This window comes from Lysobacter sp. MMG2 (genome assembly GCF_016735495.2).
In the GTDB taxonomy this organism is placed as follows: domain Bacteria; phylum Pseudomonadota; class Gammaproteobacteria; order Xanthomonadales; family Xanthomonadaceae; genus Lysobacter_J.
Map to the genome: position 1 here is coordinate 1,415,194 of NZ_JAERQY020000001.1, position 19,105 is coordinate 1,434,298.

Genomic DNA, 19,105 nt, shown 5'->3' on the forward strand with positions numbered 1-19,105 from the left:
TTCGGGCATGGCCGGCCGGGGCGCCTCGCGACACCCCGGCGCAGGTACTGCTTGGTTACTTCGTCACGACCAGCTTGCCCTTCATGAGCATCGAATGGCCCGGGAAGCTGCAGAAGAACGTGTAGTCGCCGCCGGCGGTGAGTTTCTTGCCTGGGAAGGTGGCCGTCGCCTTCTCGCCACCACCGATGACCTTGGTGTGAGCGATCACGCGCGTGTCGGCCTTGTTGACGTAGTTGTTCGGCAGGCCGGCCTTGATGCCGTCGCGCCCGATGGCGTCCACGTCCTTGGTCGCGGCGATGACGACGTTGTGGCCCATCGCGGACGCCGGCAGCTTGCCCGTGTGCGTGAGCTGGATGGTGATGGTCGGGCACGAGGCCGAGACGGTGATCTGCTTCTGGTCGAACTTCATCGCATCGTCGCCCTTGAGGACGATCGTGCAGTTGTTGGCGGCCTGTGCATGGCCGGCAACGAGCACGCCCAGCATCAGCAGCGAGGTGGACAGGACTTTCATGGCATCTCCTTGGGGGACGGGTTTGGACGTGAGGTGGTAGCGGGTGAAGGTAGGTGTCAGTGCAACGTGGCCAGATGTGCGCGTACCGTGGCGACGAAGGCGGGGTCCGGCTGCAGGCTTTCGACCTGGCTGCGTGCGACCTCCCGTCCGTCACCATCGAGCAGAATCAGCACGCTGGTGTGGCTGAAGGAACCGTCGGCCTGCGCGCGATAGCGCACGCCCAGCGCTGCCGACAGCGTGCGGACATCGCGCGCCTGCGGTTGTAACAGGCGCCAGCGCCTTGTATCCAGACGGTGCTGGCGTGCGACATCGGCCAGGACGGCCGGCGTGTCGCGCGCCGGATCGATGCTGATCATCGCGAAGTCCAGCCGCGCCTGCTCACCGGCGGTCAGCTGCGTCTGCAAGGACTTTCCGCTGCCGATGATCAGCGGGCACATCACATGGCAGCCGGCATAGAACATCGAAACCACGGTCGGTCGGCCGCGCAGGGCATGCCAGGCGAGATGGCGCCCGGACTGGTCGGTCATCGTCGCCTGCACTTGATAGATCGAGTCGCCGGGCAGCGCCCGCTGCGCCAGTGCCGGCATCGCCGACAGCAGCATCGCGGCGCCCAGTACGAGCGCATGGATTGCGCGTCTCATGAAGCCCCCCGCACACAACGAAAGCCCAGGTTTCCCAGCGTGCTGCGCGGCGCCATCGCCGACAGCAGCGCCACGCGCTTGAGGACCGCGTAGTCGTCGCGATCGGCGAACGACAGGCCCGTTGCACCGCAGAAGCGCAGGCGGTCGCCATCGTCGGAACCGCGCTTGTCGGAGTCGCCGAGCAGGCTGGCATGGTCGCCGACCCACTCCCAGTTCGTACCGTGCAGGCCCGACACGCCGTAGGCATTGGCGGGTGCGCCGGGACGCGCGTCGAAGCCACGCGGCGTACCGTCGTCGAGCAGACGCGCGCGCCAAGCCGCATCGCCGCGCGCGTCACGGCGCGTGGCGTCGGCGGCGGCGGCGAACTCCCACTCGGTCCAGTCGGGCAAACGCGCCCCGATGGAAGCGCAGTACGCGTCGGCTGCGAACCAGCTCACTTGTGTCACCGGGGTTTCGGGAGCCTGCCCTGCCGCATCGGCCTGGCGCCAATGCGCCAGATACGCCGAGTCCGCCAGCAGCGATGGCACCCGATCGCGCCGCCACTGCGGCTGTACGCGCAGGAAGGCTTCGAACTCGCGCACGGTCACGGCCCGCCGCTGCATCGCGAAATCGTCCACGCGACGAAGGCGCTCGTCGCCCTCGTAGCGCACGGTGGAACGGTACATGCCGCCAGGCACAACGGCGAAGTCGGGCGGCGCCGTTGCGGGCGCCGCCAGCAACCACCACAGCAGTGCACTGGTCAGCACGATCGCCTCAGTCTCCCTTGGCGGGCGCGCGGGCAGGTTCGGGGAACTCGCCGGTGGACTGCTGCCCGGTGTAGATCGAGGGATTCTTTTCCCCGTCCACCTTGAGGATGCCCAGCGTGCCCTTGTGGAACGTGCGGAAGATGCTGTGATCGACCAGGACGAAGTTGCCCGGCACATCGGTCTTGAACTCCACGATCGCCGAACCACCCGCCGGCACCAGCGTGGTCTGCACGTTCTCCTGGTACTTCGATCCGCCCTCGCTGTAGACACGATCGAAGATCTCGCCGATCACATGGAAGCTGGACACCAGGTTGGGCCCGCCGTTACCGACGAACATGCGGATGCGATCGCCGGCCTTCGCGGTGAGTGCGTTGTCGCCGGTCAGCGAACCTTCCGAACCGTTGAAGACCACGTACGTCGGATGCTCATCGATGGCCTTCTCCAGACTGAAAGGCTGCAGGCCCGGATCGCCGTGCTTGCCTTCGGTGTAGAAGTCGCCCTGCATGACGTAGAACTCCTTGTCCACTTTCGGCAGGCCTTCCGGCGGCTCGACCAGGATCAGTCCGTACATGCCGTTGGCGATGTGCATGCCCACCGGCGGCATCGCACAGTGATACACGTAGAGCCCGGGATTCATCGCCTTGAAGGTGAACTGCGTCTGGTGCCCCGGCAGCGTGAACGTCGCCTCGGCCCCGCCACCGGTACCCGTCACTGCATGCAGGTCGATGTTGTGCGGCATGTGCGAGTCATGCGCGTTCTTCAGCTTGAACTCCACCGTGTCGCCCTGGCGAACGCGGATGAAGCTGCCCGGCACCGTCCCGCCGAACGTCCAGAAGTTGTAGGTGACGCCGTCGGCCAGGCGCATGTCCTTCTCGATGACTTCCAGCTCCACCAACACCTTGGCCGGCGCGTTGCGCTGGATGGGCGGCGGCACCATCGGCGGCGCCGTGAGGATGGCCTTGATGGGCGCGCCTGCCGGCTCGGATGCAAAGACAGCGGGTGCGCTGATTCCCAGGGCGACGACAAGCGCGTAATGCAGCACGTTGCGGGAGGCGCGAAGCATGGACTGTCTACCTTGATTGGGCCCGAGGCCGATGCGCGCACGTTAGGGTTCGCAGGTACGTACCCGCCTTGACCTATGTCAATCCCATTCAGCACGACTGCAACTTGATGCAAGACGGCATATACGGATTTGATCCGGATCATTTTTTGCGCACGGCGATGTCGGCCGCATGGCGTTGCGTGTCGATGCATTCGACCCACTCGCGCACGCCGCTTCCCCGATCCGCAGCGGCATTGACCTTCGTCAAGGAATCGGCGGCCGCATCCACTAGCCTGAGCGCCGCACGATTCTGCATTCCAGCCCACTCAAACGGATACCGACCATGATCTCCGCCGTGAACCCGCATCTGCACACCGAACGCGAAGCCGCCATCACCCGCGCCCTGCGTACGGCCGACCCAGACGCCGTGGTGAACATCGACCGCGAAAGCGGACGCCTCAGCGTCCACACCGTGCTCGATGAACGTCAGGTGCGCGCACTCCTCACCGAAGCAGGCGTGGAAGCCGCCCCTTCCCGTGACGAGCAATGCAACGACGACGCGTCCGGCGGATGTTGCGGCAGTTGCGGTTGATCCTTGCCGATGTAGACGCTTCACATGGATGCGACCGGCCGCGTAGCGCGGCCTCTCCCGACGGGGCGAGGCCGCGCCGTCGGCGCTGATGCATTACCCGGTCGAGGGCTGCCTGCGTCGCTTTACGGTTCGGACGGCACGTCGCCGTCGTCGTCCGCCGCGCCCGCCAGCGTGCTCAGTCCCGCGGCGTCGAGCGCCTCGACCACAAGCGCGAAGGCGGGCGATGCCGCTTCGCAGGTGTCGCTCCAGTGAGCCATCGTGTCTCTTCCTTCATGCCAACAAGTGGATGAGTCCCAGCGGGTGATGCGAGCGCGCGATGAAGTAGATCTGCGCGTAGACCAGCAGCGCCGCGACGAACGCGGTGATGCGCACCAACCGACTGCGTACTCGATGCAGCGCGAAGTAGCCCAGCACGATGTACGTCACCACCAGCATCACCTTCACCGCGAGCCAGCCATTGGCGAACAGGGCACCCGGCAGGATCGTCAGCAGCATCATCGCCGCGGTGAGCAGCACGGTGTCGATCGTGTAGGCGAGATAGCGCGCGGGGGCGGCCGTCGGCCAGCGCATGCCCGCCAGCAGCGAAGCGCCGCGCAACAGGAACCATGCCCCGCTGCACGCTATGGCCAGCACGTGCGCCAGCTTGATGTAGGGATAGAAGGCGATCATTGCGGCCTCAGCCCGGCTTTCCGTCGGCGCGAGGCGTGAGGTAGATCCAGCCCAGACGGCCGACCCACGGCAGGAAAGCCAGCAGCCATCCGATCGCCGCGGCGACATGCCAGGCGTACGCGTCCGGCATGACCTCCGCCATCACGCGCATCAGCGCCACCACCTGCACCGCGACAAAGGCGAACCACGCCACGGCGTACATCACCAGCGGCCGTCCCGAATGCCCCTGTGTCACGCGCGTGACCATCGCCACGAGCAGGCTGCCGAAGAAGCCGATGAACAAGGCGTGCGCCGGCGCGCGGCCAAGCTCGAAGCGGTCGGTGACGGCGAAGATCAGACTTTGCGCCGAATACAACGCGAACGTCACCGGTAACCACGCCATGCCGATGAAGAGCACCGCCAGCAGCCCGGGCATGCGCCCGCGCGGCCACCAGCGCCACAGTGCCCACAGCGAAAGCGCCAGCAGCGGCAGGTCGGCGCCCCACAGCCACGCGTATGCGTGGGCCAGTTCAAGCAGCAGGTGCAGGAACAGCAGCGCCCACGCGCTCGCCAGCCACCCAAGGGGACGCCACACGACATACCCGGGCACCGTGTTGCCGGCGAAGAACGGGAACATGCGATGCGCCACGGTGAGGTAGATCGGCAGCAGCAATCCCACCGTGCCCAGGCGGATGCTCAGCATCACCAGCACCGGCGGTCCGCCGAGCACGTAGGCGAGGAATGCCAGCAACCCCACCCATCCAAGCACCAACGCCAGGAAACACGAACGCGCGTGCCAGGTCGTGCCCGACTCGCGCAGCAACAGGCGGCCGAGGAAACACAGTCCCGCGGTCCAGCCGGCGACAGCCATCAGCACGCCGATCACGATGGCCGCTTCCAGCCCGCACGCGCCCAGCAGCAGGGCCAGCTGACCGCCCATCAGTCCGACGCCGACGGGCACGTAGTGCCAGCGCTCCAGTGCCGGCAGCCCCATCCAGCGCGGGAACACGGTCAGCAGGAAGCCGAAGATGAAACTCGGCAGCACGAGGTACTGCATGATGAAGGCATGCAGCCAGCCGGCGGGAACCGAAGGCTGCGACGCGCCGAGCAAGTCCGGCCAGCGCGTGGCCGCGAGCCACAGCGCCCACCAGCCCATTGCCAACAGCACGTTGCCCGCGCCGATGAAGAACATCAGACGATGCGGTGCCTGCACGAGGTGGCGCGCGGAGGCGTCGTTGGATCGGATGGCCTGCAACATGGGCGCAGTGTAGGAATCGCACCGGTGGCAGGGCCTTGATCTATGTCAGATGCGATGCAGACGCGCGCCGGACAGAGAGGGAGACGGAGACGGCAAAGCCCGACCGTTTCCGGCCGGGCTTTGCGCGATTGCCGCGATGATGATCAGGCCTGAGTCGGAAGTCCCCGCGGCACCGCCACGCGCCGCGGCGCCACCCACAGCCGCAACACGAACCACGCCAGCGACACGGCGCCGACACTGAAGATCGTGTCCGACGGCACGCGCATCCACACCAGCAGATCGACGATGGGCTGCTGCATGAACTCGGCCGAACGCGCGTACCAGTAGCCGTGTTCCAGCGCCGCCTTCAACTGCAGGATGCCCAGGGGCAGCAGCGTGAACAGCGCCATCCCCGCCAGGCCGATGTTGAACGCCCAGAAGCTGGTGCGCAGCACGTTCTCGTTCCACTGCACGTCTGGCTTGAGGCCACGCAGGCAGAACAGCATCAGCCCGATGCCCAGCATGCCGTACACGCCGAACAACGCGGTGTGGCCATGGGTAGGCGTCAGATTCAGGCCCTGCATGTAGTACAGCGACAGCGGCGGGTTGATGAGGAAGCCGAACAGCCCCGCGCCCACCAGGTTCCAGAACGCCACCGCGATGAAGAACATGATCGGCCAGCGGTAGCGCTGCATCCACGGCGTCGCCTTGCCCATCTTGTAGCTGTGGTACGCCTCGAACCCCACGTAGGCCAGCGGCACCACTTCCAGTGCGGAGAAGCTTGCGCCCAGTGCGATCACGGCCGTCGGCGTGCCCGCGAAGTACAGGTGGTGCAGCGTCCCCAGCACGCCGCCGGCCATGAAGACGATGGTGGCGAACAGCACCGCCGTCGTCGCCGTGCGCACCTGCAGCAAGCCCAGGCGCGTGAACAGGAACGACATCACCGCCACGGCGAAGACTTCGAAGAAGCCCTCCACCCACAGATGCACGACCCACCAGCGCCAGTACTCCACCATCGACAGCGAGGTGTGTTCGCTCCACATCAGGCCGGCCGCGTAGAACAGGCCGATGGCGACGGTGGACAGGAACAGCAGCACCACGATCGAACGCGACTCGCCGCCATTGCGGATCGCCGGCCACAGCGCGCGTCCCACCAGCGTCAGCCACAGCACCAGGCCGATGAAGAGGAACCACTGCCAGAAGCGGCCCAGGTCGACGTATTCCCAGCCCTGGTGACCGAACCAGAAATTGTGCTGGAGTCCGAGCTTCTGCATCACCGCCAGCCATTGCCCGGCGAACGCGCCCACGACGATGACGATCAGGCACGTCCACAGCAGGTTCACGCCCAGTCGCTGGAACCTCGGCTCATGCCCGGAAATCGCCGGTGCGATGTACAGGCCCATGCCGAGCCAGGCCGTGGCGATCCACAACACCGCCAGTTGCGTGTGCCAGGTGCGCGTCAGCGAATACGGCAGCACGTCGGCCAGTGCGAAGCCGTACGCCTGCTGGCCTTCGACCTGGTAGTGCGCGGTGATCGCACCCAGCAGGATCTGCGTCAGGAACAGTGCGATCACCACCCAGAAGTACTTGGCGGTGGCCTTCATCGACGGCGTGAGCCGGATCGCGGCCAGCGGGTCGGTGCGCGGCAACGTCGGGGCCATTTCCTCGCCGTGGTTAACCGCATAGTGCCAACCCAGCAACGCGATGCCGGCAATCAGGAACAGCACGCTGAAAACCGTCCAGAGGAACGCGCCCGACGTGGGCCGGTTGCCTACCAGATCATCGGCCGGCCAGTTGGCCGTATAGGTGATCTCGGAGCCCGGTCTTTGCGTGACCGCCGCCCACGCAGTCCACCAATAGAACGCGGTGAGCTGCCGGCGATGCTCCGCATCGGGCACGGTGTCGTTGCGCATCGCGTAGGCCTCGCGCAATCCGGCGGTGGCCGGATCGGCGCCGAACAGGCTCTGGTAATGCGTCGCCACGGCGGCGATGGCCGCGACGCGGTCCGCGTCCAGGCGAATCGTCCCCGTCGCTTCGTCGTAGGTATTCGGACGCAGCAGCGCCTGCACGCGTGCGCGATACGCGGCCTGGGTGTCCGGGCCAAGCTTGCGGTAACTGTCGACGCCGTCCTCGCGACGTGCCCAGCCGTCCAGGAGGGCTTCGGCTTCGCGGTGCAGCCAGTCGGCGCTCCAGTCCGGCGCGACGTAGCCGCCGTGGCCCCAGATGGAACCCAGTTGCTGGCCGCCGATCGATTGCCACACCTGCCGGCCCGTCTGGATGTCCTGGCGGGTGAAGACGACTTCGCCGGTCGGTCCGACGACCCGCTCGGGCATCGGCGGTGCCTGGCGGTGGATCTCGCTACCGACCCATAGCAGGACGGCGAACGAGGCGATGAGCAGGACCGCCAGGCCTGCCCAAAGCTTGCGAGTGGAAGTCATGTCTGCGCTCCTGTGAATGCGCAGGCATCTTCCGGCCGGGTGACCACCCGCCTCCATGATTTATGTCAAGGCGAAACGATCTGATTGACACGACTCGACACCGCATCAGTGCCGCAGCACGGCCCGCGCCATCGCCTCCAGGCGGGGCATGTCGAGGATTTCCACGTCGCGGTGCTTGATCTGCACCAGGCCGTCGCGCTCGAACCGCCGCAGCACGCGGCTGACGGTCTCCGGCGCCTGGCGCAGGTAGTTGGCGATGTCGGTGCGCGACATCGTCAGCTGGAATCGCCGCGGCGAGAAGCCGCGTTGCGCCAGGCGCCGCGACAGACCGATCAGGAACGCCGCCATGCGCTGGTCGGCCGAATGGTCGCCCGCGAACAGGGAGGCCACGCCGATGTCGCGACTCATCAGGCGGAACAGATGGCGCTGCAGATTGGGAAGCCGCGCGGCCAGCGTCGCGATGCGCGGGAACGAGAACCGGCACAGCATCACCGTGTCCAGCGCCACCGCGTTGCACGGGTAGCGGTCGTCGTGGATGGCGTTGAGGCCGATCACCTCGCCGGGCAGATGGAAACCCAGCACCTGCTCGCGGCCGTCGGCATCCACCATGTAAGTCTTGACCGTGCCTGCGCGAACCGCGGCGATCGCGCCGAACCCGTCGCCTTCACGAAAAACGTGTTCGCCCGGATGCAGCGGACCGATGTGTTCGACCAGCACGTGCAGATCCTGCAGCGCCGCCTTGTCCATGCCCTCGGACAGACAGGCCTGCGAGAAGGCGCAGGTCGAGCAGAAGTGAAATGTGTCGCCGTCGTCCGCGAGCACCGAGGCGTCTGTGCGCGGAAACACGATGCCCTGATTCATGCGGCCGCTCGCTCACACCATCCGCGAGAAGGGCGCCGGCCGTTCCCCGGGCGGTGCCGCGAGGTAACGGTCGAAACAGGACGCCAGCACCCGCAGCAGCAGGCGACCTCGCGCGGTCGCGCGGATGCAATGCGGACCCACCTCCACCAGTCCGTCTTCTTCCAGCGGCTTCAACTTCGCCAGGGCCTGGGCGAAGTAGACGCCGAAGTCCATGACGTGGCGGCGCTCGGTGGCCGTCACGTCGATTTCTCCCAGGCACATCAGCTGCTGGATGACGTCGGCGCGGATCACGTCGTCGTCGTCCAGCTGCATGCCGCGCCACACCGGCATGCGTCCTTCATCGATAGCGCGCTCCCAGCTCGGCAGATCGCGTGGATTCTGGCTGAAGCTGCTGCCGACGTGGCTGATCGCGCTGACGCCCAGGCCGAGCAGGTCGCTGTCGGCGCAGGTGGTATAGCCCATGAAATTGCGGTGCAGCTCGCCGCGTCGCTGCGCGAGCGCCAGGTCGTCGCCCGGCAGTGCGAAGTGGTCCATGCCGATGTGGACGTAGCCCGCTTCGCCGAGGCGTTCGATCGCCTGCTGCAACAGCGCCAGTTTGGCCTGCGGCGTGGGCAGGTCCGCCTCGTTGATCTGCCGCTGCGGCCGGAACAAGGTGGGCAGGTGCGCGTAGCTGTAGATCGCCAGGCGATCGGGTCGCGCGCGCAGGGTGATGTCGAGCGTGCGGTCGAACCCGGCCATCGTCTGCCGCGGCAGGCCGTAGATCAGGTCGACGTTCACCGAGCGGAAGCCATGCGTGCGGCAGGCATCGATGATGCGCAGCGTTTCCTCCACGCCCTGGATGCGGTTCACGGCCTGCTGCACGTCCGGGTCGAAGTCCTGCACGCCCAGGCTGGCGCGGTCGAAGCCCGCTGCGGCCAGTTCGCGCACATAGGCTTCATCGACGAAGCGCGGGTCCAGCTCGATCGAGCACTCGCGCCGGCCACGCGCAGCGAACCGGAAGTGATGCCGGACCACGTCCACCGCCTCGGCGAGTTGCTCGGCTGACAGGAAGTTGGGCGTGCCGCCGCCGAAATGCAGCTGCACCACTTCGCGATCGCGATCGAACATCGCCGACGCCAGTCCGATCTCGCGATACAGCCGCGTCAGGTAGGTCTCGCCGCGTGCCTTGTCGCGCGAGATGATCCGGTTGCACCCGCAGTAGAAGCAGGGACTGGCACAGAACGGCACGTGCACGTAGAGCGACAGCGGGCGTGGAATCGGATCGCCGTTGCTCGCCGCCGCGGCCTGGCGCAGCTGCGCTTCGCCGAATCCGGGCTTGAACTGCGGCGCCGCCGGATACGAGGTGTAGCGCGGCCCCGGGCGGTCGTAGCGCCGGAGCAGCTCGGGATCGAAGACAACACGCGAGGTAACCATGGCCGGCATCGTCCGTGGCCCGGGCCGGTTCCACCTTGATTTTTATCAAGCAGCAGCACGCATGCACCCCTGGCGCACCTGATCGCGTTCGGCTTGACCCATGTCATACCGCGCCGCCGCCCGGCATGCGCGAATGGCATGCACTCCACCAGTCATGACACGACGATGAACCAGTACCCCTTCGACGCGCGCGGCATCAGCAAGCGCTTCCGCCATGCCTCCATCTTTGGCGCGCTGGACGCACTGACGCCCGGCGAGACGATGCGCTTCTTCAACGACCACGATCCGGTCCCGTTGCTGCAACAAATCGCGCAACGCTACGGCGAAGGCATCCGTGTGGAATACCGGCAGCGGGAGGTCGGCGTGGTGATCATCGACTTCACCGTGACCGACAGTCCGGCCTGAGCGGTCAGTCGCGCGGCTGCCTAATGAGGCTCCGCAGGTTCCCACACCATGTACACGTCGGCCCGCACGTAGTGCGAACCCGGGCGCGGCGCAGGGTGATGGCGGAAGCCCACGCTCTCGTAGAGCGCCAGCGCCGGGCCGAGCTTGCTGCTGGACTCCAGGAACAGCTCGCGGCCGTTGCGCGCGCGGAAGGCGTCGAGCGCGCCCTGCATCAGGGCGCGGCCCACACCGGAACCGCGCGCCTCGGGGGCGACGGCCATCTTGGTCAGTTCGTACACGCCCTCGGACTCGCGCTTGAGCGCAACCGTGCCGATGGCGTGACCGTTCCCGTCGACAGCGAACAGCACATGGCCGCCGTCGGCGAGGATGTGGCGTTCGGGGTCTCCCAACACTTCACGGTCGATCGGCTCGACCGTGAACCAGCGTTCGAGCCATTCGATGTTGAGGCGGGCGAAGTCTTCGCGCCAACGCGGCGCGTAATCGACGATGCGAAGGGTGGCGATGTTCATGCCGCCATCATAGGCCGCACGACGGCTCAGCCCTTGCCCTTGTCCTGGCCCTTCGCCTTGCCGCTGTCCTGGCCCTGGCCCTGTCCTTTCGCCTTGCCGCTGTCGTGCCCGTTGCCCTTGCCCTGTCCATTGGACTGACCAGCCGGCGCAGCGTGCTTCTTCGCCGGCGCCGTGGCCTGGCCTTTCGGCCGGGCGGGCTCCTTCGCACGTCCCGGGAAATCGCGGGACAGCTCATTGTCGAGCGTGATGCCCCGCCCCCAGCGGTCGTAGCTGGGAACGAAGCCCTTCTTCAGCCGGTGGAACTCCGGCGAACCGGGCTTGATGCCCAGTCCCTGCGCGACGGCGCCCCAACCTTGCGCATGGTCGCGCTCCCACACATCGGCCACATAGCGGCACGGACGGCCGAGCACCGAGGCGATCGCGCAGGCGAAGTACACATCGCCCGGCGCCCAGCGACGCTCTCCGAGCAGGTCGTTGACCAGGTCGCGGGGCGCGCCGTAGTAGCGAACCATCTCGTCGACGAACGGATCGCGATAGCGCGCGCCGTAGCGGTTCATGTCGGACAACCAGGTGTCCACCCATACATCGCCCGTGCGTGGATTCCAGCCGAAGGTGTAGTCCTGCGCCGAGGCGGTGGTGCCCCACCCCAGTGTGGCCGCGGCCGCCACCAGCAGCGCGCCCATCCGTGCTCTCCAGGTCATCGCCATCGGCAAGCTCCCTTCGTCATCGAAGGAACGCCACGCGGGCGTTCCGTTGCGGTCCACGGCCATGATCAGTCGTCGCGGTCGTCGCGCCAGCGGCGATCGTCCCGGTCGCGGTGGTCGTGGCGATCATACCGGCGGTCGTCCCAGCGGCGGTCGCCGTAGTAATACGCGCGGTCGTCGTGACGGCCGTAGCGGCGATCGTCGTAGCGGTGATCGTAGCGGGCGTCGTAGTAGCGCGTGGTGCACTTGCCGTGCTTGTTGCAGTTGCCGCGCGGGGCGTTCCAGTAGCCGTAGGCGTTGCCGTAAGGCGGGCCCGCCCGGTAGACGCGGCGGTAGTAGGTCGGGGCGCCGCGATAGTCGTGCACGACGACCAGCCGGTCGCGATAGCCGCGGTCGTATCGGTAGTACGGATAACCGCCGTGGTAGATCACATCGGCGACGCTGACGATCACGCGCGCCCAGTCGTCGTCGGCGCGCGCGGGCGTCGGGGCCATCGCGGCCGCGCCCACACCCACCGCCAGCACCACAGGGGCGAACCATCGGGTCAGGACAGTGGCCATGTCTGCGCTCCTTGTTGGCCCGCACCCTGCGGGCCCCGGAGCCAAGATACGACCGGCGCCATGAACCATTTTCTAACCCGGCCGGGGTCTGCCGGGAGCGCTCAGCCGGCGTTGGGGAACCCGTTCAGCCGGCTTGCGCGGCGAGGGCCTTCACAGCCGCCGGAAGCTCGTGCGCGCTGCCGATGCGGCGCAGGCGCGGTGCGGCATCGGCCACTTCGGCCTCGTTCTCGTGGGCCCAGGTGGTGTGGTACGGAACGTGGATGCCCCACCCGCCCAGTTCCAGCACCGGCGCGATATCGGACCGCAGCGAGTTGCCGACCATGACGAAACGCTGCGCCGGCAGGTCGAACTCTTCCAGCAGCCGCGCGTAGGTCGCCGTGTCCTTCTCGCTGACGATCTCGATGCGGCGGAACAGATCGGCGAAGCCGCACTGGCGCACTTTCGCTTCCTGGTGGAACAGGTCGCCCTTGGTGATCAGCACCACGTCGAAGTCGGCCGCGATGGTTTCCACGGCCTCGCGCACGCCCGGAAGAAGCTCCACCGGATGGCGCAGCAAGCCCTTGCCCAGTTCCACGATGCGATGCACGTCCTGCGCGGCGATACGCTGGGCGGTGATGTCCACGGCGGCCTCGATCATCGACAGCACCATGCCCTTCACGCCGTAGCCGAACAGCGCGATGTTGCGCTTCTCCACTTCGTACAGGCGGTCCTGCACGCGCGCATCGCGCAGGTCGACGTAGGCACCGACGATGCGCTCGAACTCAAGCTGGGCTTCGTCGAAATAGTCCTGGCTGCGCCAGAGGGTGTCGTCGGCGTCGAAGCCGATCAGTTGGATTTCGCTCATGTGCCTAGTGTATTCGACGCCGCGCGCGGGGCCGGACACAACGAAGCAGGGGCGGCCGAAGCCGCCCCTGCCGGAGTCCAACAATGCGCAGGTTGGACGGGATCGATGACGCGTGTGCGGGTTACTTGCCGCCGCTGCCGCTGCCCGAGGCACCGGTCTGCACCTTGGCGACGTAGGCCTTGTATTCGTCGGCGGTCAGCGCACCGTCGGCATCGGCATCGGCCTGGTCGAACACCTGGCCCAGCGCCGGCACGCTCGAAGCTTCGGACTTGCTCAGCGACCCGTTCTTGTCGGTGTCCACGTCCGACCAGCTCTTCTTCGCCGGTGCGCCCGATGCCGGCTGCGCGGCCGACGCGGCGGCCGGATCCTGCGACTGCGGGGTGGCGGACTGCGCGAAGGCAAGCGGCGCTGAAAGGACGGCCACCAGGGCGGCGGCGGCGATGAGCGGCTTGCGGTTGCGGATGGTCATGCGGTGTCTCCTGGAATGAAGGAAGTTCTGCGCGTGCCTGCCCCAAGGCGTGCCGCACGGATCGACCTTGCCCACCTCCGCATGAACGTATCGGCGCGCGCGAGTGTTAACGCAACGTTGCTTTAACCACCGCGCCCGGCGCTGCCGGTAGGCGCGGGGCCGATTGTCGATGCGATCGGCCCGGGAATGTGACGCGCACCGAAGTTAAGTTGCCTGCCCTCGCGTGCCGCAACTGAACCGAACACAACCTTCACCGGCGACCGAAGTCAACGCGCGCCGAGCGGAAACGTTTTCCGCGCCCGCTCACGCCTCGTCTTCGCTGCCCACGTCGACGTCGATCGCCCCCTCTTCGTCGATGCGCACGCGCACCACCATCGGCCGGCAGCACACCTGGCAATCCTCGATGTAGGTCTGCGCGCCGGCGGAGTCGTCGATCAGCAACGTAAGCGGTTCGCCGCAGTACGGGCACAGGACTTCGACGGCGGGCAGCATGGTCATTTCTCCGGTGCGGCGCTCGGCAGTGCCTCGCCCGGAGCGGCGGTCAAGACGATGTCCACGGGCTGCCCGGGGTTATGGCTGCGCAGATGCAGCTCGTTGGCGTCGAGCTTGAGGATGTCGGTCGGATACGCGATGCCCTCTTCGACCATCGTCAACTTGCCGCTCTCGAAGCTCCACTTTCCGTGCATCGGCGTTGCGTTGGGCGAATCGATCACCAGCGTGCCGTCACCGAGGAAGGCATACACGGTGTCGGGCTCCACCGAACCGGACGACTTCACCTTCCACACCTTGTCGGCGAATGCCGCGGGTGAAATCGCGGGCGCGACGGTCGGTGCGTCGGTCGCGGGCTGATCGGTCGAACGCGCCGGCTGCTGCGAGGTATCGGCAGTGACCTGCGGCGCGGCAGGCGCGGCTGGCTCCTGCGCGGGAGGCGACGACGGCTGGCAGGCGACGAGCATCCCGCCCGTCAACGCGGCGAGAAGAATGGAGGAACGCGCGGAAGGACGCATTGCAGGCTCGCATGTGCGGAAGATGCGCGCACCTTAACACCGCCATGTGCAAGCCCGCGTTCATCACGTCCCGGTAACTCCGGCGCGGCAAAGCTTCGGCCATCGCGTCGCCATGAATCCGTGCGGGAGGGAGCGATGAAGGTTCGCCATGTTTTCAGCACGCCCGATCTGGCCACGGCGCAGTCGGTGATGAACGCAGCGCGCGGCGCCGGCGTGCGCGACGACGACATCCTGCTCGTCGCGCGATCGGACATCGAGCTGGAAGAGATCCCCAACGACCGCAAGGAAGCCGATACCGACCTGATTCCCGCTGCACTGCGCGGCGCGGGTTATGGCGGTGCAGCGGGATTGCTGGCGGGACTGGCGGCCATCGTCATCACGCCGATCGGCCTCACGCTGGCCGGTGCCGCGGCCGCGGCGGTGGCGGGCGCGCTGGTGGGATCGTGGGCATCGGCGCTGGTGGGTTCATCGCTGCCCGATCCGATCCGTCGCAAGTTCGACGAGGAGATCCAGGCAGGCCGCATCCTCGTCGTGCTCGATGGCGACAAGGAATTCCTCGACGGCATCGAATCGCAACTGGCGACCGCGGGTGCCGTGCATCTTCCTTACGAATCGACCAAAGCGATGGCGTAATGCGCCGCCGCTGCGCTCGCTAAGGAGAAGCCCATCCGCGCGCGGACTGTTTTGCGAGCGGCTTGCCGAGCGCATCGCGATAGCGGCCGTGGAGCGTGCGTACCTTCACCACATAGGCCTGCGTTTCGGCATACGGCGGCACGCCGCCGTAGCGCGTGACCGCACCGATGCCCGCGTTGTAGGCCGCGGCCACCATCGTCATGTCGTTGCCGTAACGTCGCATCAGCGCGCGCAGGTGACGCGCGCCGGCCATGATCGACTGCTCGTACGAGAACGGATCGGTGACGCCGTACTCGCGGCCCGTCTCCGGCATGAGCTGCATCACGCCCTGCGCGCCCTTGGGCGAAACGGCGGCGGCATCGAAGTCGCTCTCGGCGTGGGCGATCGCGCGCAGCCAGGCCTCGTCCACGCCGGTCGCTTTGGCGGCGGCGCGGAACTGCTTCGGATATCGGTCGAGCCTCGGCGGTCCCAATCGGCCGAGCCCCTCGTGCGCTGGTTCGCCCGGCGGTGCGGGCACGGTGAAGGACAGCACCTTCACGGCGCCCGGCAGCTTGCGCGTGCCGTAAACGGGCTTGCCGTCCTGCATCCGTTCGTAGAGCACGCCGCTCACCGCCTCGCCGGTGCCGAACAGGTTGGGCACCGCGGCGGCGTTGTCGTCGATCTGCTTCGGCGTGCAACGCGAGCCCGGCTCGGGCGCGGTCGACAGGCTGACGGTGCCATCGCGCACGCATCTATATACGGTGCGCGCCTGCGCCTGGCCGATCGCACAGAGCACGAGCAGCACGCAGAGCAGCACGACGGCGGGAGCGCGAAGCCGGGCCATGGCGCGGATTCTAGGCGCCCCGCCCGAACGGCGATGCAACGCGGGCGCCCGTTCATCGGGGCGGGCGCGGCCTGAACCACCACGCTCGGAAGCGACTTGATTCAGGTCAAAGCGACCCGCGACATGCTCGATAGGCTGCGCGCCATGCCCACCCTTCCGCCCTTTCCGACCGAACTGCTGCGCCGCTACGACCGGCCGGGGCCGCGCTACACGTCCTATCCCACCGCGCCCCAGTTCAGCCAGGACTTCGGCCCGGCGCAGTTGGTCGACGCCGCCCAGGCGAGCAACGGCGATCCGATTCCCAGCCGCCTCTCGCTCTATGTGCACGTTCCCTACTGCACGAGCCCCTGCTTCTACTGCGGATGCAATCGCATCATCACGCGCGACCGCTCGCGCAGCGAGCCCTATCGCACGCGACTGGCGCGCGAGATCGGCATGATGGCCGGCCTGTTCGATCCGGACCGCGAAGTGGTGCAGCTGCATTTCGGCGGCGGCACGCCCAACTTCTTCACTCCCGCACAGCTGCGCGCGACGGTGCAGGACCTGCGCGACCACTTCCGCTTCAGCGATGCCGCCCACCGCGACATCTCCATCGAACTGGACCCGCGCGAGCTCACGCCCGACGACATCGCCGAACTCGCCGACGCCGGCTTCAATCGCGCCAGCCTGGGCGTGCAGGATTTCGACCCGGACGTGCAGCGCGCGGTGAACCGCGAGCAGGACGTCGCGGCGACGCTGGCCATCATCGACGCGTGTCGCCACCACGGCATGCGCTCGGTCAACGTCGACCTGATCTACGGCCTGCCGTTGCAGACCCTGGACGGGTTCTCGCGCACGCTCGACACCGTGATCGACGCGCGCCCGGAGCGTCTGGCCGTCTACAGCTATGCGCATCTGCCGGAGCTGTTCAAGCCGCAACGGCAGATCCGCGCCGAGGACCTGCCGTCGGCGGATCTCAAGCTTGATCTGCTGCGCCTGGCGATCGAGCGCCTCACCGCCGCCGGCTACGTCTACATCGGCATGGACCACTTCGCACTGCCCGACGACGAACTCGCGCTGGCGCAAGCGCGCGGCGGCCTGCATCGCAATTTCATGGGCTACACCACGCATGCCGATTGCGACCTCGTCGGCTTCGGCGTGAGCGCCATCAGCCACATCGGCGACAGCTACAGCCAGAACCCGCGCGATCTTCCGGGCTGGGAACAGGCCATCGACGCACCGCGCCTGCCGGTGTGGCGCGGCCTGCGCCTGAGCGCCGACGACCAGCTGCGCGCGGACGTGATCCAGCGTCTGATGTGCCAGGGCGAAGTGCCCATCGACGCGATCGAACGCGCGCATGGCATCGACTTCACGCACTACTTCGCCGACGCCCTGCGTCGCCTGCAGCCACTGCAGGACGACGGCCTGGTCTGGGTGGAGCCCGAACGCATCGTCGCCACGCCGGAAGGCCGCCTGCTGCTGCGGGTGATCGCGATGTGCTTCGACGGGTATTTGCGCCAGCCGCAAGCGGCACCCGCGCGGTTCTCGCGGACGGTATAGAGCAACGCAACGAAAAGCCCGCGCGCGCCCCTCTCCAAGCAGCAAAGGCGCTAACCGATCGGTCGCGCCGTACGCGCCAGCGCCCCGAGCGACTCCAGCGCCGACTGGCTGCGCGCATCGAACGGATGCCCGAAATTCAGCCGCAGGCAATGACCGAAGCCGCGACTGGCGGAGAAGATCGGACCCGGCGCGATGCTGATCCCCGCTTGCAGCGCGCGACGGTGCAGCGTCAGGGCGTCGCGCCCGTCGGGCAGTTCGATCCATGCGAAGTAACCGCCCGAGGCACGGGTGACACGCATGCCTTCCGGAAAGCAGGCCGCAACGGCCTCGATGTACGTCGCCTGCTGCGCGGCGAGCGTGGCGCGCAGTCGGCGCAGGTGGCGGTCGTAGCCGCCGCCCTGCAGGTAGCGGCTGATCGCGTGTTGCGCCGGCACGTTGGTGTTGAGTGTGGTGGTGAGCTTGTTGCGCGCGATGGTCTCGCGGAACCGGCCCGCCGCAACCCAGCCGATGCGGTAGCCCGGCGCCAGGCATTTGGAGAACGAGGAGCAATGCAGCACGCCCCCCTCGCGGTCGTGCGCCTTGGCCGGCAGCGGACGCTGGGCGCCGTGGTGCAGCTCGGCGTAGACGTCGTCCTCGATCAGCGGGATGCCGTGTCGCGCGAGCAGCGCGACGAGATCCCGCTTGGCCGCATCGGGCATGGTCGCGCCGAGCGGATTGTGGAACGTCGGCATGAGCCAGCATGCGCGCGGCGAATGGCGCAGGATCGACCGCTCCAGAGCCTCCAGGTCGACACCGTCGCGCGGATGCGTGGGCACTTCCACCGCACGCAGGCCGTTGCGCTCCAGCGACTGCAGCGCGGCGTAGAAACAGGGCGATTCCACCAGCACCGCGTCGCCGGGACGGGTTATCGCGGCAATGGCCAGATTCAACGCTTCCAGCGCACCGTTGGTGACGATGATTTCCTCGGCCGGCACCTCGATGCCGTCGATCAAGTAACGCAGGCTGATCTGGCGGCGCAGTTCGCCCAGTCCGGGCGTGAGGTCGTCCACGGTGCTCCACGGGTCCAGCTCCTGCGCGGCCGAGGCGACGGCTCGACCGAGGCGGGCCAGCGGAAACAGCAGCGGGCTGGGGAAGGCCGAGCCGAATGGCACCAGCTCGCGCCGCATCGCCGATTGCAGCACCTCTAACACCAGATCGCTGACATCCACCGGACGCGAGTCCCCGTCCGGTCGCGACGCGGCCTCGGGCTCCGGCGGCAGGCGCGGCGGGTGGGCGGCGACGTAGTAGCCCGAACGCGCGCGTGACTCGATCAGGCCGCGCGCCTCCAGCAGGTAGTACGCCTGGAAGACCGTGGACGGGCTGAGCCGGCGCGCGGCCGTGGTCTGGCGCACCGACGGCAGGCGGTCCCCCGGGTGGAACACGCCGGACTGGATCGAGCGGGCCAGATCGTCGGCCAGGGCTTCGTAGCGCTTCACCGGGAGGC

At 67.5% G+C, this 19,105-nt stretch carries 24 protein-coding genes; 4 read left to right on the plus strand and 20 right to left on the minus strand.

Going from position 1 to position 19,105, the window contains the following annotated elements:
- Positions 1 to 55: 55 nt before the first annotated feature.
- From azu to JI752_RS06420, 5 genes are all read right to left on the minus strand, one after another.
- A complete protein-coding gene (gene azu / locus JI752_RS06400) occupies positions 56 to 511 on the minus strand; it encodes an azurin (RefSeq protein ID WP_216960894.1) in 456 nt (151 codons plus the stop codon).
- A 56-nt stretch (positions 512 to 567) separates the two neighbouring features.
- Positions 568 to 1,152: an SCO family protein gene (locus tag JI752_RS06405; RefSeq protein ID WP_216960896.1), complete on the minus strand. Its 585-nt coding sequence runs from the start codon at positions 1,150 to 1,152 to the stop codon at positions 568 to 570.
- Complete coding sequence (locus JI752_RS06410; protein ID WP_345777323.1) at positions 1,149 to 1,898, minus strand: formylglycine-generating enzyme family protein; 750 nt, start codon at positions 1,896 to 1,898, stop codon at positions 1,149 to 1,151. The genes JI752_RS06405 and JI752_RS06410 overlap by 4 nt, the downstream gene beginning before the upstream one ends.
- A 7-nt stretch (positions 1,899 to 1,905) precedes the next feature.
- On the minus strand, positions 1,906 to 2,961 hold the full coding sequence (nirK, locus tag JI752_RS06415; protein ID WP_216960898.1) for a copper-containing nitrite reductase: 1,056 nt from the start codon (positions 2,959 to 2,961) through the stop codon (positions 1,906 to 1,908).
- Positions 2,962 to 3,100: 139 nt separating this feature from the next.
- Positions 3,101 to 3,256, minus strand: a complete 156-nt coding sequence (locus tag JI752_RS06420) for a hypothetical protein (RefSeq protein WP_216960900.1) — start codon at positions 3,254 to 3,256, stop codon at positions 3,101 to 3,103.
- Between the two features lie 27 nt (positions 3,257 to 3,283).
- Between JI752_RS06420 and JI752_RS06425 the strand changes: the two genes are divergently transcribed.
- Positions 3,284 to 3,532, plus strand: coding sequence for a hypothetical protein (locus tag JI752_RS06425; RefSeq protein ID WP_216960902.1), 249 nt, complete (start codon positions 3,284 to 3,286; stop codon positions 3,530 to 3,532).
- A gap of 122 nt (positions 3,533 to 3,654) precedes the next feature.
- On the opposite strand, the gene JI752_RS19425 is transcribed toward JI752_RS06425, so the two are convergent.
- From JI752_RS19425 to hemN (JI752_RS06450), 6 genes are all read right to left on the minus strand, one after another.
- Positions 3,655 to 3,789 carry a hypothetical protein gene (locus tag JI752_RS19425; protein WP_256448101.1) on the minus strand — a complete coding sequence of 45 codons (135 nt, stop codon included), beginning with the start codon at positions 3,787 to 3,789 and terminating at the stop codon, positions 3,655 to 3,657.
- A 13-nt stretch (positions 3,790 to 3,802) separates the two neighbouring features.
- Entirely contained in the window at positions 3,803 to 4,201 is a 399-nt protein-coding gene (locus JI752_RS06430; RefSeq protein ID WP_216960904.1) for a SirB2 family protein, read from the minus strand.
- Positions 4,202 to 4,208: 7 nt separating this feature from the next.
- Positions 4,209 to 5,438, minus strand: coding sequence for an NnrS family protein (locus JI752_RS06435; protein WP_216960906.1), 1,230 nt, complete (start codon positions 5,436 to 5,438; stop codon positions 4,209 to 4,211).
- A 143-nt stretch (positions 5,439 to 5,581) separates the two neighbouring features.
- Positions 5,582 to 7,855 (minus strand): nitric-oxide reductase large subunit, encoded by a 2,274-nt coding sequence (locus tag JI752_RS06440; protein ID WP_216960908.1) that lies wholly within the window; start codon positions 7,853 to 7,855, stop codon positions 5,582 to 5,584.
- A 105-nt stretch (positions 7,856 to 7,960) separates the two neighbouring features.
- On the minus strand, positions 7,961 to 8,716 hold the full coding sequence (locus JI752_RS06445; protein ID WP_216960910.1) for a helix-turn-helix domain-containing protein: 756 nt from the start codon (positions 8,714 to 8,716) through the stop codon (positions 7,961 to 7,963).
- Positions 8,717 to 8,728: 12 nt separating this feature from the next.
- A complete protein-coding gene (gene hemN, locus JI752_RS06450) occupies positions 8,729 to 10,129 on the minus strand; it encodes an oxygen-independent coproporphyrinogen III oxidase (protein ID WP_216960911.1) in 1,401 nt (466 codons plus the stop codon).
- Between the two features lie 165 nt (positions 10,130 to 10,294).
- On the opposite strand from hemN (JI752_RS06450), the gene JI752_RS06455 reads away from it, so the two are divergent.
- Positions 10,295 to 10,534 (plus strand): DUF2249 domain-containing protein, encoded by a 240-nt coding sequence (locus JI752_RS06455; RefSeq protein ID WP_254200205.1) that lies wholly within the window; start codon positions 10,295 to 10,297, stop codon positions 10,532 to 10,534.
- A gap of 20 nt (positions 10,535 to 10,554) precedes the next feature.
- Here JI752_RS06455 and JI752_RS06460 read toward each other — a convergent pair whose 3' ends face one another.
- From JI752_RS06460 to JI752_RS06490, 7 genes are all read right to left on the minus strand, one after another.
- Entirely contained in the window at positions 10,555 to 11,043 is a 489-nt protein-coding gene (locus tag JI752_RS06460) for a GNAT family N-acetyltransferase (protein ID WP_216960913.1), read from the minus strand.
- Positions 11,044 to 11,069: 26 nt separating this feature from the next.
- Complete coding sequence (locus tag JI752_RS06465) at positions 11,070 to 11,750, minus strand: hypothetical protein (RefSeq protein WP_216960914.1); 681 nt, start codon at positions 11,748 to 11,750, stop codon at positions 11,070 to 11,072.
- 65 nt (positions 11,751 to 11,815) lie between these two features.
- The gene (locus JI752_RS06470; protein WP_216960915.1) at positions 11,816 to 12,307 is read right to left on the minus strand and encodes a hypothetical protein; all 492 of its coding nucleotides are present in this window, start codon (positions 12,305 to 12,307) and stop codon (positions 11,816 to 11,818) included.
- A gap of 124 nt (positions 12,308 to 12,431) precedes the next feature.
- Positions 12,432 to 13,151 (minus strand): HAD family hydrolase, encoded by a 720-nt coding sequence (locus tag JI752_RS06475; protein ID WP_216960916.1) that lies wholly within the window; start codon positions 13,149 to 13,151, stop codon positions 12,432 to 12,434.
- 121 nt (positions 13,152 to 13,272) lie between these two features.
- Entirely contained in the window at positions 13,273 to 13,620 is a 348-nt protein-coding gene (locus tag JI752_RS06480; protein ID WP_216960917.1) for an EF-hand domain-containing protein, read from the minus strand.
- Positions 13,621 to 13,923: 303 nt separating this feature from the next.
- Positions 13,924 to 14,112, minus strand: a complete 189-nt coding sequence (locus tag JI752_RS06485; RefSeq protein ID WP_216960918.1) for a CPXCG motif-containing cysteine-rich protein — start codon at positions 14,110 to 14,112, stop codon at positions 13,924 to 13,926.
- A gap of 2 nt (positions 14,113 to 14,114) precedes the next feature.
- Complete coding sequence (locus JI752_RS06490; RefSeq protein WP_216960919.1) at positions 14,115 to 14,627, minus strand: hypothetical protein; 513 nt, start codon at positions 14,625 to 14,627, stop codon at positions 14,115 to 14,117.
- A gap of 135 nt (positions 14,628 to 14,762) precedes the next feature.
- On the opposite strand from JI752_RS06490, the gene JI752_RS06495 reads away from it, so the two are divergent.
- A complete protein-coding gene (locus tag JI752_RS06495) occupies positions 14,763 to 15,260 on the plus strand; it encodes a hypothetical protein (protein ID WP_216960921.1) in 498 nt (165 codons plus the stop codon).
- 19 nt (positions 15,261 to 15,279) lie between these two features.
- On the opposite strand, the gene JI752_RS06500 is transcribed toward JI752_RS06495, so the two are convergent.
- On the minus strand, positions 15,280 to 16,083 hold the full coding sequence (locus JI752_RS06500) for a lytic transglycosylase domain-containing protein (protein WP_216960923.1): 804 nt from the start codon (positions 16,081 to 16,083) through the stop codon (positions 15,280 to 15,282).
- 144 nt (positions 16,084 to 16,227) lie between these two features.
- Between JI752_RS06500 and hemN (JI752_RS06505) the strand changes: the two genes are divergently transcribed.
- Positions 16,228 to 17,622 carry an oxygen-independent coproporphyrinogen III oxidase gene (hemN, locus tag JI752_RS06505; protein WP_216960925.1) on the plus strand — a complete coding sequence of 465 codons (1,395 nt, stop codon included), beginning with the start codon at positions 16,228 to 16,230 and terminating at the stop codon, positions 17,620 to 17,622.
- A gap of 50 nt (positions 17,623 to 17,672) precedes the next feature.
- Here the strand turns inward: hemN (JI752_RS06505) and JI752_RS06510 are convergent, their stop codons facing one another.
- Entirely contained in the window at positions 17,673 to 19,097 is a 1,425-nt protein-coding gene (locus JI752_RS06510) for a PLP-dependent aminotransferase family protein (RefSeq protein ID WP_216960927.1), read from the minus strand.
- Between the last annotated feature and the right edge of the window lie 8 nt (positions 19,098 to 19,105).

Bases quoted from the DNA above. Each gene is read 5' to 3' on its own strand.
- azu (WP_216960894.1), bottom strand. From the start codon at position 511: ATGAAAGTCCTGTCCACCTCGCTGCTGATGCTGGGCGTGCTCGTTGCC.
- JI752_RS06405 (WP_216960896.1), bottom strand. From the start codon at position 1,152: ATGAGACGCGCAATCCATGCGCTCGTACTGGGCGCCGCGATGCTGCTG.
- nirK (WP_216960898.1), bottom strand. From the start codon at position 2,961: ATGCTTCGCGCCTCCCGCAACGTGCTGCATTACGCGCTTGTCGTCGCC.
- JI752_RS06420 (WP_216960900.1), bottom strand. From the start codon at position 3,256: ATGCAGAATCGTGCGGCGCTCAGGCTAGTGGATGCGGCCGCCGATTCC.
- JI752_RS06425 (WP_216960902.1), top strand. From the start codon at position 3,284: ATGATCTCCGCCGTGAACCCGCATCTGCACACCGAACGCGAAGCCGCC.
- JI752_RS19425 (WP_256448101.1), bottom strand. From the start codon at position 3,789: ATGGCTCACTGGAGCGACACCTGCGAAGCGGCATCGCCCGCCTTCGCG.
- JI752_RS06430 (WP_216960904.1), bottom strand. From the start codon at position 4,201: ATGATCGCCTTCTATCCCTACATCAAGCTGGCGCACGTGCTGGCCATA.
- JI752_RS06435 (WP_216960906.1), bottom strand. From the start codon at position 5,438: ATGTTGCAGGCCATCCGATCCAACGACGCCTCCGCGCGCCACCTCGTG.
- JI752_RS06440 (WP_216960908.1), bottom strand. From the start codon at position 7,855: ATGACTTCCACTCGCAAGCTTTGGGCAGGCCTGGCGGTCCTGCTCATC.
- JI752_RS06445 (WP_216960910.1), bottom strand. From the start codon at position 8,716: ATGAATCAGGGCATCGTGTTTCCGCGCACAGACGCCTCGGTGCTCGCG.
- hemN (WP_216960911.1), bottom strand. From the start codon at position 10,129: ATGGTTACCTCGCGTGTTGTCTTCGATCCCGAGCTGCTCCGGCGCTAC.
- JI752_RS06455 (WP_254200205.1), top strand. From the start codon at position 10,295: ATGAACCAGTACCCCTTCGACGCGCGCGGCATCAGCAAGCGCTTCCGC.
- JI752_RS06460 (WP_216960913.1), bottom strand. From the start codon at position 11,043: ATGAACATCGCCACCCTTCGCATCGTCGATTACGCGCCGCGTTGGCGC.
- JI752_RS06465 (WP_216960914.1), bottom strand. From the start codon at position 11,750: ATGGCGATGACCTGGAGAGCACGGATGGGCGCGCTGCTGGTGGCGGCC.
- JI752_RS06470 (WP_216960915.1), bottom strand. From the start codon at position 12,307: ATGGCCACTGTCCTGACCCGATGGTTCGCCCCTGTGGTGCTGGCGGTG.
- JI752_RS06475 (WP_216960916.1), bottom strand. From the start codon at position 13,151: ATGAGCGAAATCCAACTGATCGGCTTCGACGCCGACGACACCCTCTGG.
- JI752_RS06480 (WP_216960917.1), bottom strand. From the start codon at position 13,620: ATGACCATCCGCAACCGCAAGCCGCTCATCGCCGCCGCCGCCCTGGTG.
- JI752_RS06485 (WP_216960918.1), bottom strand. From the start codon at position 14,112: ATGCTGCCCGCCGTCGAAGTCCTGTGCCCGTACTGCGGCGAACCGCTT.
- JI752_RS06490 (WP_216960919.1), bottom strand. From the start codon at position 14,627: ATGCGTCCTTCCGCGCGTTCCTCCATTCTTCTCGCCGCGTTGACGGGC.
- JI752_RS06495 (WP_216960921.1), top strand. From the start codon at position 14,763: ATGAAGGTTCGCCATGTTTTCAGCACGCCCGATCTGGCCACGGCGCAG.
- JI752_RS06500 (WP_216960923.1), bottom strand. From the start codon at position 16,083: ATGGCCCGGCTTCGCGCTCCCGCCGTCGTGCTGCTCTGCGTGCTGCTC.
- hemN (WP_216960925.1), top strand. From the start codon at position 16,228: ATGCCCACCCTTCCGCCCTTTCCGACCGAACTGCTGCGCCGCTACGAC.